Origin of the sequence: Nostoc sp. LEGE 12447 (assembly GCF_015206985.1) — a bacterium.
Lineage (GTDB): Bacteria > Cyanobacteriota > Cyanobacteriia > Cyanobacteriales > Nostocaceae > Nostoc.
The window spans coordinates 88,373-102,933 of record NZ_JADEXT010000017.1 but is presented as its reverse complement, the minus strand read 5'-3'; the positions used below and the strand labels follow the sequence as shown (position 1 = coordinate 102,933).

15 protein-coding genes are annotated in these 14,561 nt (G+C 41.9%); 4 read left to right on the top strand and 11 right to left on the bottom strand.

The genetic code is table 11. The annotated features are described in order from the left end of the window. Positions 1–10: 10 nt before the first annotated feature. Positions 11–1,978 carry a hypothetical protein gene (locus IQ274_RS18540; RefSeq protein ID WP_163928550.1) on the bottom strand — a complete coding sequence of 656 codons (1,968 nt, stop codon included), beginning with the start codon at positions 1,976–1,978 and terminating at the stop codon, positions 11–13. 38 nt (positions 1,979–2,016) lie between these two features. Further along, the gene (locus tag IQ274_RS18535) at positions 2,017–2,694 is read right to left on the bottom strand and encodes a hypothetical protein (protein WP_163928551.1); all 678 of its coding nucleotides are present in this window, start codon (positions 2,692–2,694) and stop codon (positions 2,017–2,019) included. A gap of 339 nt (positions 2,695–3,033) precedes the next feature. On the opposite strand from IQ274_RS18535, the gene IQ274_RS18530 reads away from it, so the two are divergent. Together IQ274_RS18530 and IQ274_RS18525 are read left to right on the top strand one after the other, a co-directional pair. Further along, a complete protein-coding gene (locus IQ274_RS18530; RefSeq protein ID WP_194143070.1) occupies positions 3,034–3,522 on the top strand; it encodes a hypothetical protein in 489 nt (162 codons plus the stop codon). A gap of 93 nt (positions 3,523–3,615) precedes the next feature. Beyond that, positions 3,616–3,939 carry a translation initiation factor gene (locus IQ274_RS18525; RefSeq protein WP_190933699.1) on the top strand — a complete coding sequence of 108 codons (324 nt, stop codon included), beginning with the start codon at positions 3,616–3,618 and terminating at the stop codon, positions 3,937–3,939. A gap of 604 nt (positions 3,940–4,543) precedes the next feature. Here IQ274_RS18525 and mdh read toward each other — a convergent pair. The 5 genes from mdh to IQ274_RS18500 all read right to left on the bottom strand — a co-directional run bounded on the left by mdh (position 4,544) and on the right by IQ274_RS18500 (position 8,168). Then, positions 4,544–5,527: a malate dehydrogenase gene (gene mdh, locus IQ274_RS18520; RefSeq protein ID WP_163928554.1), complete on the bottom strand. Its 984-nt coding sequence runs from the start codon at positions 5,525–5,527 to the stop codon at positions 4,544–4,546. An 88-nt stretch (positions 5,528–5,615) separates the two neighbouring features. After that, positions 5,616–5,831 carry an NAD(P)H-quinone oxidoreductase subunit O gene (locus tag IQ274_RS18515; protein ID WP_114082812.1) on the bottom strand — a complete coding sequence of 72 codons (216 nt, stop codon included), beginning with the start codon at positions 5,829–5,831 and terminating at the stop codon, positions 5,616–5,618. 101 nt (positions 5,832–5,932) lie between these two features. Further along, positions 5,933–6,793: a DNA-formamidopyrimidine glycosylase gene (locus IQ274_RS18510; RefSeq protein ID WP_163928555.1), complete on the bottom strand. Its 861-nt coding sequence runs from the start codon at positions 6,791–6,793 to the stop codon at positions 5,933–5,935. Positions 6,794–7,044: 251 nt separating this feature from the next. Further along, a complete protein-coding gene (locus IQ274_RS18505; protein ID WP_012410286.1) occupies positions 7,045–7,260 on the bottom strand; it encodes a photosystem I reaction center subunit IV in 216 nt (71 codons plus the stop codon). Between the two features lie 323 nt (positions 7,261–7,583). Beyond that, entirely contained in the window at positions 7,584–8,168 is a 585-nt protein-coding gene (locus IQ274_RS18500) for a PAP/fibrillin family protein (protein ID WP_163930107.1), read from the bottom strand. A gap of 242 nt (positions 8,169–8,410) precedes the next feature. Here IQ274_RS18500 and IQ274_RS18495 point away from each other — a divergent pair, with 242 nt between their 5' ends. Both IQ274_RS18495 and mraY read left to right on the top strand, forming a co-directional pair. Next, positions 8,411–8,647: a DUF3134 domain-containing protein gene (locus IQ274_RS18495; RefSeq protein ID WP_012410288.1), complete on the top strand. Its 237-nt coding sequence runs from the start codon at positions 8,411–8,413 to the stop codon at positions 8,645–8,647. Between the two features lie 80 nt (positions 8,648–8,727). Further along, positions 8,728–9,819: a phospho-N-acetylmuramoyl-pentapeptide-transferase gene (mraY, locus tag IQ274_RS18490; RefSeq protein ID WP_163930108.1), complete on the top strand. Its 1,092-nt coding sequence runs from the start codon at positions 8,728–8,730 to the stop codon at positions 9,817–9,819. 205 nt (positions 9,820–10,024) lie between these two features. On the opposite strand, the gene IQ274_RS18485 is transcribed toward mraY, so the two are convergent. The 4 genes from IQ274_RS18485 to IQ274_RS18470 form a co-directional block, all read right to left on the bottom strand. Next, complete coding sequence (locus IQ274_RS18485; protein WP_194143069.1) at positions 10,025–11,782, bottom strand: diguanylate cyclase; 1,758 nt, start codon at positions 11,780–11,782, stop codon at positions 10,025–10,027. Between the two features lie 125 nt (positions 11,783–11,907). After that, positions 11,908–12,420, bottom strand: coding sequence for a MogA/MoaB family molybdenum cofactor biosynthesis protein (locus IQ274_RS18480; RefSeq protein WP_194143068.1), 513 nt, complete (start codon positions 12,418–12,420; stop codon positions 11,908–11,910). Between the two features lie 105 nt (positions 12,421–12,525). After that, positions 12,526–12,867, bottom strand: a complete 342-nt coding sequence (gene psb28 / locus IQ274_RS18475; RefSeq protein ID WP_114082820.1) for a photosystem II reaction center protein Psb28 — start codon at positions 12,865–12,867, stop codon at positions 12,526–12,528. Between the two features lie 212 nt (positions 12,868–13,079). Continuing rightward, the gene (locus IQ274_RS18470; protein ID WP_194143067.1) at positions 13,080–14,561 is read right to left on the bottom strand and encodes a GTP-binding protein; all 1,482 of its coding nucleotides are present in this window, start codon (positions 14,559–14,561) and stop codon (positions 13,080–13,082) included.

Here is a 14,561-nt window from a genome sequence, read left to right as displayed (position 1 = left end):
TTCTAGTTAGCTACAGATTTAGGTCAATGTTATCAGTAGTAGCAATAGGCTTAGGAATTGAAATAGGAAATTCATTATCAACCCAATTATCATAAGAAGGAGGGCTGATGATTTCTCGAATAAGAGGATTATTCATTGCTATTTTTCGCTGCTTAATAAAATCTAAAACCTGTTCTTGAAAATCTAAAATCTCTTTCTCCTCTTTAATTCCATAATTTTCACTGCCCCAGTAAACCCATAAAATGGCTAAAAGGGGTTGAATATCTTCACTTTCTAGAGCTACCCACTTTCCGCCTTTTCTTTTGTCTAATAGTATTCGCAAGCGATCTCTGGCAACTGTTGCCGCTTGACGAATAACGTTTGTACGAACTAAGCAACCACGAGTTAAATTAAATGTTTCGTAGTCAATTAGTCGTTTCAATGCAGCACCTACATTTGCACCATCCTGCTGAACTACATCTACTCCAATCCTTAATTTGTTCCTTTTGCCAATCATTTTGCCAATAATTTTGAAATCCATAAACCCATTATTTACTGCGGTAGGCTCTACTTCTTCAAGTGATTCAATTGTTACTCCTTCTATAGTTTCTCCAATTAAGCTATAGATGGAAAGTCGAAGGGCGTTGGAAATTGCTACTTCATCCTCTAATAGTTCATCAATAACCTGATTAACCTCTACTAATTCTTTCTGGAAATATGTTTCAACAAGAGAGACATTAACTGATTCTTTTTCATTAAAGTCAATATTGCTTTTTATTTGATTTTTCTCACTAAAGCCTTGATTTATATCAGTTGTGCAATCAATAGATTCCATTAGTAAAAAATTGTCTGCGCACCATTTTAAAATTGACCTAACAGTAGGTCTTTCTTTGCCTTGTTGCCTAAGTTTATTTTCATCAAACGGGTATAAAAAATGAGGAGGTATTTGTTGATTTTCTTGATAAAAATCTTGTAGCCATCCTTTAACAAGAGAAATAATATCATCAGAATTGAGATATTTTAATTCAATTGGTTGTCTATCAGCTTCTTCACTTACTAATCTATCAATGACTGCCTCAGCTTGTGGCAAAAGCCTGATTTGCTCATTCCAAGTTTCAGGATACATAGCCGACAGAAAAACACCTCTTTTGAGATTGTTATATAGATCCTTAACTAAGCTTGCAATAACTTGTGCTGTTGTCAAGCCATTTTCTGCAACGTCTGCATTATCTAATTCATCAAAGCAAATTACTGGAATTCTATAATAGCTAGTGATATCTAGAATTTGCCGAATATTACGTAATGATTCAGTCTCTCTATCTTCTTTGTTTAGATTTGGCAAACCCATTTCTTCAGCTTCTTCTTGTGTTATTTCTAAACCAGATAGCCAGCGATTTGCATAGTTAATATGGACTGGAGAAAGCGTCCATAAAATTGCTTTAACTATGTAAGGGTTGCTAATTTCAGGCTTTATTGACAGAACTAGTTTTGTAAATTGTTCAACTAACTTCGTTGAATGTTTATTTAACCAAGTTGGATATTGACTAATATACTGTTGTGGTGTGTAGTTCCATTGCTTCGCTTCGTTAATTAAAGCAGCCGCAATTTCTTGCCACTGCATCACTTTTTGACTACCAAATGCTCTGAGGCTAGAGGCAACGCTTTGTAAAAATTCATATTTGATTTGATTTAAGTTATCATATTTACTCATGTAAATAAATAAGCTATTAGTTTCTGCCTGTAAATGATGGCGAATTCGACTAATAATATGGCTTTTACCTAGCCCTCTTTCGGCTACAATAGTTATACCTACAGTTGAACGCTGCCCTTTTTGTATTTTGTCAATTGCATCAAATACTGCATTAGAGGCATGAACATTAATTGAAGGTACATCAGGAAAACTTTTTCCCCATATTTGCTGCGGTTTAACAACAAGATGCCCTGCAAATGGGTTTTGTTTCTGAATTAGTTCGTCAATGGTAGATGTGCTATTAATCATAGTAGTGTGAGGTTTATGAGTAAAGAGTCTAAGAAAGTTTAAGGTTTCAGACGTTTTGAGTAGCAGCGTAATCCATTGAGTTCTGTAGTAATAGAATCTTCTATTTTGTCGCTTGCATTATCTTCTACAGTTCCGCCTTGTAGTTGCAAAATGTCGTTGGCTTGCATTTCCAGCAGCCAATCATTAAACTCTGTACGACTAACGCGATCGCCAATTCCTCTTCTAATGCGATAAATTGGCACTAGATTATTAAAGTTGTATTCATAGTTCAGCTTGTCGTAGGCTTCCAACGCCACAGATTTAAACTCGTCGTAAGATGCGATTCGTTCGGAAAGCTTCGCTAACGCACCTTTCCCGTTAACTGGTACATCTGCACTAACTACTGCAACATCAATCTGACTAATCCACTGCAACAACGCATTTGCCGCCCAAGTACCGACAATCGTCCCTTCAAATTTAAAATCGCCACTTCTCAAACCCTCACTCAATACCTCTAACCCCTTGGGGGATGTTAGAGAATATCCCTTTTTGGAAATTGCGATCGCACCCTGATTCTGCAATTCTTCAAATGAACCCTGATAATCTGCTACCTTCTGGCTTTTAGATACAATGCGCTTGCTAAGTTGACCCTTTTTAACTTCCTGCTGCGTTCCTCCCAAATCCCACAAAGCCAAAAGGAGACGAGTGCTAGTTTGGGGTGTATTTTTTGATGTCATATTTAATCTATTTTTTGACAAAGATCATCATAGTAGCTGTATCTTTGTAATTGATTTACCCAGAAAAAATAACCGAGGAATTGCTGAACATTTCGGCGTTTCAGCTCAATAGATTAATTAAAAATCAATAATATATTTCTTTGGGATGAATGCAATTTCTCTCAAAGGCAGGATGGAAGACTTGAGGAAACCGATCATCATAAAAGTGAAACGCTGTAGCTGTGCAAGTTACAAATTAAGTGAAATATGTTTTTTCAATCCCAGGTGAAATAACAGGATTTCCAACTTGGTTTTTGCAACAGCAAGGCTTTTAGCAAATACAGGTGATGAAGAAATCCAATGAACACAATATTTAAAGAACGTAAAATAGTTTCGCGTCTATTTGCAGTGCTACTTTCGGCATTGCTAATGGTACCCTTGCTGAGTAGCTGCGGAGGCGGTTCCCAAAAAGCTTCAGTACCACCACCTGTTGATGATACCGTTGGTAGAACAGTCAGCGATCGCACAAACCAAACCGAAGTTAAGAAAGGATTGGGTACGGGTCAAAAAGTGGCACTTTTGGCGGGGGCTGCGGCACTTTACTACATGTACAACCAGCATAAGAATGCTCCCCAAGAAGGAGCGCAAGGTAAGTACTATCTTTCCAAGAACGGGCGCGTATACTACCGCGATGCTGAACATCGCGCTCACTGGGTAACGCCACCACCAGAAGGAATCCGAGTACCCGAATCTGAAGCACAAAAGTATCGGGAATTCCAGGGCTATAACCGGAGTGCCACAGGTCGCGATCTAACTGGTATAACTTCATCCGCAGCACCAGCACTCTAGATCAGCGAAGCGTGTGTAAATATAAAGCGGGTTTCCCGGAGGATAACGCCATCGCGCACGTCGGAAACACGAACTTAAATCAGGAGACAGATTATGGTAAATGAATTTTTCCGAAAAGCGAAAGATTTACTCTTGGGATCGAACAGCGATCAAGACGCTGAATTCCGCGATCGCAATGTACGTCCAGCTAGCGAAGACCCCTACGGCGATCCCGCAGACCCAGCGTCTTACGGCAACGTTATTCCAGCCAGTCAAGACCCCTACGGCGACCCCGCAGATATATCGTCTTACGGCAACGTTCGCCCAGCTAGTGAAGACCCTTATGGCGACCCCGCAGACACAGGGGAGTTTGGTGATGTCCGCCCAGCCAGCGAAGACCCCTACGGCGACCCCGCAGATGAGGATTACCGTCGTTAATGGCACAAATATTCTGGTGAGTTTGACAAACCTCTCCCTGCCTTGAACTTTAGTTCAAGTCTGTCCCTTTCCGACTCGGAGAGGGACTGTTTTATGTAGTAAGGGAATTGCAAAAAATAAATTACCCTAAATTATTTGTAGATTTGTAGGGGCGCAAGGCCTTCATTGGTGTCAACTTAAGCTCAAACACTCAATTTACCGTAGTTTTAGATCCCCCAACCCCCTTAAAAAGGGGGCAAAAAACTCTAGTTCCCCCCTTAAAAAGGGGGGTTAGGGGGGATCTAAAATCTAGGTGGTACATCGAAAATTTTTGAAATGCTTATCAGACTCGGCTTTCACGTTAAGTTGACACCTATGAAGGCCTTACGCCCCTACGTAGCTTACGCGAACGCGGAGCTTCCTGTAGGGATAGGATATTTTTTAACTGGAAGTCCCTCAAATCAGGGAGAGGTTTCTTTATAGGCCAATACAGTTCAGTTAAGCATTTCTTCCTTCTCTTTGCGCTCTTTGCGTCCTTGGCGGTTCGTTAAAAAATTGACTTTGACAAACAGTTTTAGCTTTAACTGAAGCGTATTGCTTTATAGTCCATCGAACTCATATTGAATTAGGAATTATTTTTGTTACCTAAAATTTCCTGCGATCGCTCAATATTTTGACGCACAGATTGAGCCGAAGTATGCAAACCCTCTCTTTCTTCATCGCTGAGTGTCAATTCCAATACACTCTCAATTCCACCGCATCCCAACCGACAGGGAACACCAATCACAACATCTTCTAAACCGTATTCACCTTGCAGATATGCCGCTACAGGCAACAACCGCGACTGATTTAATAAAATCGATTCTACCATCACGCTAGTAGCTGATGCCGGAGCAAAAAAAGCACCACCCGTCTGCATCAATTCCACAATTTCTGCGCCACCGTTGCGAGTTCTTTCTACCAAGCGTTCAATTGTGGCTGCATCCAGCAATTCTGTGATGGGAATGCCGTTGACGGTAGCATAACGAGACAGGGGAACCATTAAATCGCCGTGGCTACCCAATACCATCGCTTTGACATCGGCGGGCAAAACGCCCAATTCTAGGGCAATGAAGGCTTCAAAACGGGCGGAATCTAAGACACCAGCCATACCCATAATGCGATCGCGTGGTAAACCTGTAGCTTGCCAAGCTAAATAAGTCATCACATCCAATGGATTGGTGACGACAATAAAAATAGCATTGGGAGAATGAGCGATCGCATTTTTTGCCGCTTCCACCACAATCTTGGCATTAGTTTTCAGCAAATCATCCCGACTCATCCCTGGTTTGCGGGGAAGTCCTGCGGTAATCACCACAATTTGAGAACCAGATGTATCAGCATAATTATTTGTGCCGATAATCTGGCGATTATGTATTTCAATTCCCCTGGCTTCCATCAAATCCAGCGCCAAGCCTTGGGGCATTCCCGCGATAATATCTAATAAAACTACATCTGCAAGGTTTTTCTCTGCAATGCGTTGAGCTAAAGTGCTACCAACTCTACCCGCACCCACGATGGTGACACGGGGTAAATTACACACAATTGGAGAGTTAGGAGAAAAAGACATAATTATTAAAGTGCGATTTTTATCAACAAGAATTCAAGAGTCAGAATTCATCCTGACTCTTGGATTCTGACTTCTGAATTCTTTTTGCTTATTTAAACTCTTCTAGTTGATCGACGCGTAACCAAACGTTTGGCGTTGGCACTTTGCCGAACTTAATCAGGGCGTAATCACCTTTAACATCTACTATTTCACCCTTGGTTTCAAACAAATAAGAAGGAAAGCGAGTATCACTGGCTTTTGCTTCCAGACTGTTTTCCAGTTTCTCGCGGATAGCGCGAACCATATCTCCCTTTTTAACCGCCATGAATTCCCCTCTCAAATTTCTAGATTGTTTTATCTGCATTTTAGGAGACTTCCGAATTAGAAGTAACAATTTCTGTAAAGACGCGATTAATCGCGTCTCTCCTAACTCCTAATTCCCCCTGGCGTTTGACATTCGGAACAAAAATGACTAGATCGCCCAGCTAGCCTAATCCGTTGAATTGGCGTATCACAAACTCGACAGGGTTCTCCAGCGCGATTATAAACCCAGGCAACACCACCATAGTTGCCGTTAGTACCTTTAACATTTAGGAAATTACTAAATGTCGTACCACCAGCTTCGATGCTGGTTTCTAATACTTGAATTATGGCTGTTCGCAAAAGCTCAATTTGCTTTAGCTGCAAATCTATACACAAAGTTTCAGGTAAAATTCCACTCTTAAACAGGGCTTCATCGGCATAAATGTTGCCTAATCCCGCCACCACAGACTGATCGAGTAGCGCAGTTTTAATTGGACGGCGGCGGTTTTTGAGTTTGCTTGCTAGATATTCGACAGTGAATTCTGGCGAAAATGGATCTGCTGCCAGTTTTGCCAAACCAGTGATAATACTCTCTACAGCAACACCAGGCGGAACCCACCAAATTTTACCGAAGGTGCGCTGATCGACAAAACGTAATTCCTGCTGATCCCCAAAGAATAATCTAACCCGCGTGTGCTTATGTAATGGTTCATCTCGATGCAGCCATAGTAATTGACCGGTCATTCGCAGATGAACTCCTAGCCAACTGGTTGAAGAAGGGGAAGAGAGTTCGGCCAGGAGATATTTACCGCGACGATGCCAAGTAGCGATCGCATTTTTTTCAATTCCATCAACAAACTCACCAACAGAAAACGGGTAGGCGATGGTGCGATTGAGCAACACATCTCCACCCGTAATTTCTTGCTTAAGGGTCAATTGATTTAGACCCTTTCGGACTGTTTCAACTTCAGGCAGTTCAGGCATTTAAGCTGATTAAGCAGACAATTTTGATGTACTTGGGGGTTCAAATAAATAAGAGATGGGATACTAACTTACACATCCGTAGATGGCTCGTATTATTACCCAAAAGAAACCGTGAATACCCGCAGGGCGGCTCTCATAGATTAGGGTAGGCTAGGGTGAAGAATGAATGAACTGAAATTTTCAGATTTCATACTTCAGACTTAAGACTACCCTTCATCATCGCATCAAACAACCCCCTTGTAGCTTTGCTGCTATTTTTTAGCTGGTTTAGCCTTTGGTGCTTCAACCTCGACTAATTCATCTTGGGCAAAGTTGTTGGTATTGATACCAGAGTAATTGACCTTTTCAAAGCGGACAATTACAGGGTATTTGATGCCGCTTTGGTCAATGGAAGCCACAGTTCCTAGATCCTGAAACCAGTAGGATTCAGGGCGGAGAATACGTACTTTAGAACCACGTTGAACCATGATTATTTTCCCTTTTAGTTATCAATCGCCAATCTAGAGGGCTAATTGATTTCACTCTACAACCTCAAGGTCGCAGCAAGAGTCTTTGTTAAGTTATTTGTCTGAATTGGGCATTGGGCATTGGGAATTGGGCACAAGAGGCAGAGGGGCAGGGAGAAGGGAGCAGAGGGGATAAGAGGTAATTTATTATTCTCCCCCCTGCCCCCTGCTCCCCAGCTTCCTACCCCACTACCCACCTAAAATTTAAAAAGGTATCATACCCTACTTGACAAGGTTGACATTATAGCTTACCTTCATTCGCAATTAGTATTTTTGTACAAACTTTATGTTTTACTCAATATGAACACGCTCCCCTCGTTGCCTCTGCCAATCCGCAGATCGTTATCTATATAAGTGATATCTAACCAGCCTTGCTGTTTATCACTGTTTATGGCAACATCAATCGCCGGAAATTTTCTACCTTCTTCAATTTGTTGGATAAAAGTTCCCGGAGAATTGTATTCTATTAAACGTTGTAAGCCGATAATAGACCGCTCAAATTTCACTTGGACACGCCGACCAGAAACTGGCTCAAATTTAGCAGCAATGCTGACTAATCCTTCTAAATAAGGTAAGCCATAAATCTCAGCTATGTTGTAAACACTGGTAGTCTCTACCCGGATACACTGATAGATTTGACCCAGTTTACAAAAAGGTAGACGATCTAAATTTAAAAGAGCCTTGCTAGTGGTGTATAGTAATCGCCAATTACCATCTAGCAAATTACCAGCTTCCACCGGGCGGGGTGTAGGATTAAAGTCTTCTAAATTGGCGATCGCTGCTAAGATAGCTTGTTTCTGTGCTTCAGTCGCCAGTAGACCGCGATTTGTACCAGCGATCGCATCCATGAGAGCCGCTTTTCCCATCATCGCCTGTCACCTCTAAAATCAGTCACTTTCCATCAGCATAAACAAGATATTCATAACCTATGTGTAGAGCCATAAAACTTACTAAGAATTGCTTGACTTAAGCCTTATGCCTATTAAATAAAAAATTTCTATCTGAATGCGGATTTATTCACTAAAGGGTTGAAAAGATAACTAAATAAATCCGTGTCAAGTGATAGACTCTAAATGTCAACTTACGTAAACCTTTTCTTGTCTTCTTTGATATGTTGAACTCTCCATTACGTGAAGAACCCCGTAACCAGCGAGCCCATGTCATCCCCCTCAAGCCAGAGTCCTCTTTGTTGGATTGGTTGGAAAATAAAGGTCGGATCATAACACGTGACGTTCACGACCCGGATTTTCAAGATGGGGAAGAAGAAATAGACTCCCTAATGGGTGTAGAAGATGGGATTGGCTACGACCTTGATGATGATGACGATATAGGAATTGCCGAGGATTAGCCTTTTCAGGCTAGGGACTTGGTAGTATCCCTAGCTACTGATATTCAATTTTAATAAGTGTGGAGTGAAGGGAAACTTCTGTGGACGCTAAATTATCTCCTGAGCAAGGATTAAATATTTCTGGAATTGCACTAGCCTCTTTATTAGCCGTCGGGCTAGGTACAACAGCATTTTTCTTGGATTCGATGGCCAACAGGCTACCCTGGCAAAGTATGTCGCTAACCCTGCCACTGCTGTTGTGTGCTATGGGTTCAGGTGTGGTTGGCTTTTGGGTAATACCTTTACTCCAAGCACTCAAAACTGGACAAATAATCCGCGAAGATGGCCCCCAAGCCCATCTAAAAAAAGCAGGCACTCCCACAATGGGAGGTATATTCTTTATCCCTGTAGGTGTAATTATTGCCTGCATATTGTCCAATTTTGCTACAGATGTCCTTGCAGTTTCGGCATTGACAACCAGCTACGGATTGATTGGCTGGCTGGACGATTGGCAAATTCTGCGCCGGAAATCAAATAAAGGTATATCTCCCCGAACAAAACTTGCTTTGCAAGTTGGTTTTGCGGCAGTATTTTGTCTCTGGCTAATGTTTAATCAACCTTCTAATATTACAAATATTGCTTTACCTTGGGTCAGCTTCACACTACCATTAGGATTTCTATTTTGGCCAATAGCCGGTTTTGTGCTAGTTGCAGAAAGTAACGCGACTAATTTAACAGATGGTATTGATGGCTTGGCAGCCGGAACAGTAGCGATCGCACTTTTGGCATTAGGAGCCTTAATTGCACCTACAGCACCAGGGTTAATGGTTTTCTGTGCGGCTTTAAGTGGTGGTTGCTTAGGTTTCTTAGCCCATAATCGTAACCCAGCCCGCGTTTTCATGGGAGATACCGGTTCCCTCGCACTGGGAGGAGCATTAGCTGCTGTAGCGCTATTGACAAACACCTTAGTAGCACTGTTCATTCTCAGTGGTATCTTCTTCGTAGAAACTCTCTCGGTGATGGCACAGGTAAGTTATTACAAAGCCACCAAGGGCCCTGATGGCAAAGGCAAGCGCCTCTTTAAAATGGCACCCTTACACCATCATTTAGAACTCACTGGCTGGTCAGAATTGCAAGTGGTTGGAGTATTTTATGTTATCGCGGCTATTTTGGCTGCCATCTGCTTGGCGTAGGCGCATCTCGCCGCAGGCATCGCTCCATTCTGAATCATGTTTTGAGAAAATAGTAAAAGATAAAAAACAACTCCCACATCTTCAGGGAGTTGTTTTTTTATACGGGAAAATGCTTTATCTAAAACCCTCGTAGAAACGCGAAATTGCACTAAGCTTCTTTCCACTCATATTCCACCGCTTACAGAATTACGAATTACGAATTATTTTAATCGTACCTATTTACATACTCCATAACCCGATTCTTCCCTGTGCGCTTTGCCTCAAGCATCGCTTGATTTGCCCGATTCAAAAAATCCTTAACTGTAATCCCTGCTTCTGATACAGCTATTCCAAAAGAGGCGGTGATCCCTTGAAGGATCTGATCGCCATCCTTCAATTGCATTTGTTCAACATCTAGCCTTAGTTGTTCTACTCGCTTCCTGAGATTTTCCAGCGTCATATTAGGCATGACAATCACAAATTCTTCACCACCCCATCTACAAGGAATATCAAAAGAGCGAATAGATTTTAATAGCAGTTTTGCTAATTCCTGAATAACAATATTGGCAGTCACATGCCCATAGCGCGAGTTATAAGATTTGAAGTTATCGATATCTAGAAAAATAACACTAAGAGGTTGTCCCGACCTTTCAGCCTCCGCTAGCCTTTGTTCCAGTATAGTTTCCATATAGCTTTGATTAAATAGTTGGGTCATCCCATCCCGTAAATTATCATGGGTAAGACGTTGTTTGATCGATAGATTATTTAGTGCAAAGCCTAAAGTTCTGGCAATAATCTCACTAATTTGTTGCTCTTCTGGACTGATTTCTTCAAGGGCATAAATGTGTAAAATCCCGACTACTTCGCCTTGCCCAAACAATGGAACACACAGATGTGTACCGCTAACAGGCTGGATTAAATGGTTGCATACCAGTCCTGATTTACCAGAAGATAAAAGGTTGACTTTACCTCTCCGTAATGCCCAACAATCAGATTGTGAAAATATTTCTTTACTGGTTCTGATTCTTTCATCTCCCCAAATACTAGTCATCTGAACATAATTTTTAGAATTAGAAATTATACAGATACAACCACTCATATCAGGAAACAGCTTGGAACAGGTTAAAGCGACTGCTTGATACATCTCATCTTTAGACTCGCAGCAATAAAGCATATCTGCCATATCTGAGAGATATATAATTTCCCGTTTTTTGGCTTCTAATCTCAGTGTTTTTTCTTCTAATTGCCGATTTAGATCGGTGAGCGATCGCTGTGCTTCTATAGATTCTGTAATATCGATACTGATCCCACCGATGCGGCGATCGCCTGTTGCGCCATCGCTAAACGGAAACTTAAACGATAGCCAGTAACATGGCTGATTCTTGCCAGGTACCTTTACCTCTTCAATTAGCTTTAAGGGGCGTAGAGTCTTCAAAACGACTCGATCGTTTTCCATTACCCGCCGCCCCTCTTCTGGATCTGGTAAGAATTCACTATCCGTTTTCCCCAACCATTCTTGTGAATCTACCGAAAATCTAGACTGTAACTCCTGGTTATAGTAAAGCGCTCTAGATTGCTCATCTTTGATATAGGCTAGAAACGGGCCCTGATCTAGAAATAGCCGTTGCATCTGCTGGCTGCGTTGAAGTTCGCGGGTATCTTCTTGATATTTGGCGATCGCCTCTACAATTTGATAAGCGGTTGGCATTAAGTAGAGTAAGGCAGACAAAGAAACAAACGCCATTACATCAAGCACAACTAAGTGCAACAGCGACACTGCCAAATGTTTCTCAAAAATCGCCAAAAGGTGATGAAATCCGCAAAGTAGTACGAATCCACCTGATAATAAAAAGGCTAGCCAAAACTTAGAAGGGATAGTTGCTTTAGTTTTGGCGAAGAAAATCCCTATTAATGCGGGGATGCCAAAGTATGAAAATGCAGTGATGCTGTGAGCAATTATGCAATTCCAGTAAATAGACTGCATTGCTTATTTGATATGAATATTTCATCCGTTTCACTATAATTCTGGGTAGTCTCAAGATGTAAGGATAGAAAGGATGATTTCAGTGCCTCATAGCTTAGTTTTATGGCACCTCCCTCAAAGGCTGCTCATTTCACTCCCTTACAAAGCTGACTTACCAAGTGAGTGAGTTCAGGCACAATCAGTTTTTCCATCGCCAGCCGCACAGCATTACTAGAACCAGGAAGCGAGAAGATTAATTTATCTTGATACACACCAGCAACAGCGCGAGAAGCGATCGCTCGCGAACCAATTTCTTGATAACTTAAAAAACGGAATAACTCACCAAATCCCGGCAAAGTTTTCTCCAATAACTTCTCAATGGCATCATAAGTAGTATCTCTTGGCGCAATACCTGTGCCACCATTAAAAATTACAGCATCCAAATTTGAGCTTTTACCCAAATTTTCTATCTGCTCTTGAATCTGTGTTGGTTCATCTTTGATAATCGTGTAGGCTCCAACAGCATAGTTAGCACCAAAGAGTAAATGCTGAATTAGCTGACCACTTTTGTCTGTTTCGGGTGTGCGTGTATCGCTGACAGTAACCACAGCGCAAGTTACCGTAATCCCAAGCGAATCTGGATGTGGTTGTTGTGTCATGGATTAAGGGTTTTAACTTTTAATAATGGGCAATTGGGCACGGAGAATGGCGCATTGGACATGAAAAAATAACATAAGCCATTCGCCATTCACCCTACACACTATTTATTTTTCAGCTTTGCTGAGTCCAAGATCGTTTTCTTCAGCATACCGTTCCATGAAGCGCATAAAGCGTTCCCATTCTTGGGCAGATTTCATCACGTAAAGTGCTTCTAATGCTTCCGGTTTCCCGTTGATAAATTTAGCCTTCACTTCACGGGTAATTATTTCGCCTTCTTCGTCACTCAAGTACATCCCGGTAATATCTTCGGTGCTACCTTGATCTAAAATTTTCGGATTCGTAAAAATAAACGTGGCTGTACCACTGTCACCAGTGCGCGATCGCGTCAGCCGCACTTCTGGAATTACTACTTCGTCAAGACCTTTAGAAAACTGGATTTTCGCCATGATGAATGAATTTAAACTTTTGTGATGGTTAATTTAATATTCTCTCATCAATTAGAACTCCACTGTCTATAGGCTTCTGTTATTCTTTTTTGGTGTATATACTTAAATTGCTTCTTTGTCTAGTATTAAAGTCACGGATCATCATTTTCAAATGTGTCTGATTTAGTCGCTTGGCTTGAGGAAAATACCAGCAGTTGAAATAAATCTATACATCACTTTCTGAGTTTTACCTTATGAAGTAATTCATCTTTAATCCGGTTGAGAATTGAGGTTTCATCCAGATTTGCCAGAATCCGATTAATTACTGCTTTTGGCCCATCAGGCCCCCAAGTCGCGCCGTTGGCTAAATAAACTTTGGTAACTTGCCCAATACCGTAAGAAGAAACACCAGCTACTCCCCCTTGCGTAAGTGCCACTGATATATAAGGGCCAAGGGCAATACCTGCTGTAGCTGTTGCAGAGATACCAAGTAAAGTTTTCAATCCACTCAAACCCAAGTTTGCCAACAATTCACTAGCACCAATTCCGCCCATACTCAGGGCGATTTTTTGTAGCAGTTGTACAGCACCAGATTCAGTCATAGAGAAGCCATAAAGCTTAGATAAACCCAAAATCAGGGCAATATCAATGACCACACTACTCAGAATATCTACCACAGTTACGGGATTAAGTGCGATCGCTAATGCTTTAGTCATCACAGCCTTCCAAATCAACTGATTGGCATTCTGTTCCCGAATCATCAGTTTTCGCTCGATTAACTGCTCATTTACAACGTCGGCATAAAGCATGGTATTGAGAGCAACCAAGGCTTTACCCTCACGGTGCAGAATCTCCAAGATTTTCAGCTTCAGTTCTTCAACTTGGGCATTCCCTGTACGCAACTGTATGCCCCTAGTACCATCAGGGCGACGAATCGCCGTCTTCACCAATGGCGATGCCGCAGCCATAACAATTTCTAAAGGCGTGAGTAATTCCCGCACCCTTTCATCGCGGATTTTGTGATAAATTGCCATCCGGTCTGCTTCTGGATACTGATCTACTTTGTTAAACACCAGAATGATCGGTTTACCTGCTTCCCGCAACTGAGAAAGGGCAGCGTATTCTAGCTTTGTCATATCGCCAGAGATTACAAACAGAATCAAATCTGCTTGTTTGGCAATCTGTTCAGCTAACACAGCACGGGTTGCACCATCTACTTCGTCTAACCCAGGAGTATCAATCAATTCCACCTGAGATTGACCTACACCAGGGAGAGTAACCCGTAAAGCCCGTTCAGTTTCTCCAATCGCTTCTTCACTAATACTCCAATTAACTGTTTGTGCAGTCCGAGTGACACCATGCAGCGGCCCTGTTTCAAATACTGTTTGTCCCACCAAAGAATTGAGTAGCGAAGACTTACCACGCCCTACCATGCCAAAAGCTGCAATCTGCACCACCATGCGGTCTAACTTCCCCAGCATAGTTTCCAAATCAGCAATTTCCGTTTCCAATCCGGTTTTTTCTTGGGGGGTGAGGTCGAGATTGGCTACTAAGTTTCGCAGCGCGGTTTGTGCTTGTTTATAGTTCAGTTCTGTCTGAATGTCTTCAAAACTGAAAATAGCGCTATCCAGTTCTTCCTCCCAACTGAGAGAATTTGCGTCAGTGTTAGCGGAATCGCTTTGATCAGGTTCAGGCACAGGTAATGTCGAAGTCAT

Bases quoted from the DNA above. Each gene is read 5' to 3' on its own strand.
- IQ274_RS18540 (WP_163928550.1), bottom strand. From the start codon at position 1,978: ATGATTAATAGCACATCTACCATTGACGAACTAATTCAGAAACAAAAC.
- IQ274_RS18535 (WP_163928551.1), bottom strand. From the start codon at position 2,694: ATGACATCAAAAAATACACCCCAAACTAGCACTCGTCTCCTTTTGGCT.
- IQ274_RS18530 (WP_194143070.1), top strand. From the start codon at position 3,034: ATGAACACAATATTTAAAGAACGTAAAATAGTTTCGCGTCTATTTGCA.
- IQ274_RS18525 (WP_190933699.1), top strand. From the start codon at position 3,616: ATGGTAAATGAATTTTTCCGAAAAGCGAAAGATTTACTCTTGGGATCG.
- mdh (WP_163928554.1), bottom strand. From the start codon at position 5,527: ATGTCTTTTTCTCCTAACTCTCCAATTGTGTGTAATTTACCCCGTGTC.
- IQ274_RS18515 (WP_114082812.1), bottom strand. From the start codon at position 5,831: ATGGCGGTTAAAAAGGGAGATATGGTTCGCGCTATCCGCGAGAAACTG.
- IQ274_RS18510 (WP_163928555.1), bottom strand. From the start codon at position 6,793: ATGCCTGAACTGCCTGAAGTTGAAACAGTCCGAAAGGGTCTAAATCAA.
- IQ274_RS18505 (WP_012410286.1), bottom strand. From the start codon at position 7,260: ATGGTTCAACGTGGTTCTAAAGTACGTATTCTCCGCCCTGAATCCTAC.
- IQ274_RS18500 (WP_163930107.1), bottom strand. From the start codon at position 8,168: ATGATGGGAAAAGCGGCTCTCATGGATGCGATCGCTGGTACAAATCGC.
- IQ274_RS18495 (WP_012410288.1), top strand. From the start codon at position 8,411: ATGTTGAACTCTCCATTACGTGAAGAACCCCGTAACCAGCGAGCCCAT.
- IQ274_RS18485 (WP_194143069.1), bottom strand. From the start codon at position 11,782: ATGCAGTCTATTTACTGGAATTGCATAATTGCTCACAGCATCACTGCA.
- IQ274_RS18480 (WP_194143068.1), bottom strand. From the start codon at position 12,420: ATGACACAACAACCACATCCAGATTCGCTTGGGATTACGGTAACTTGC.
- psb28 (WP_114082820.1), bottom strand. From the start codon at position 12,867: ATGGCGAAAATCCAGTTTTCTAAAGGTCTTGACGAAGTAGTAATTCCA.
- IQ274_RS18470 (WP_194143067.1), bottom strand. From the start codon at position 14,561: ATGACTTCGACATTACCTGTGCCTGAACCTGATCAAAGCGATTCCGCT.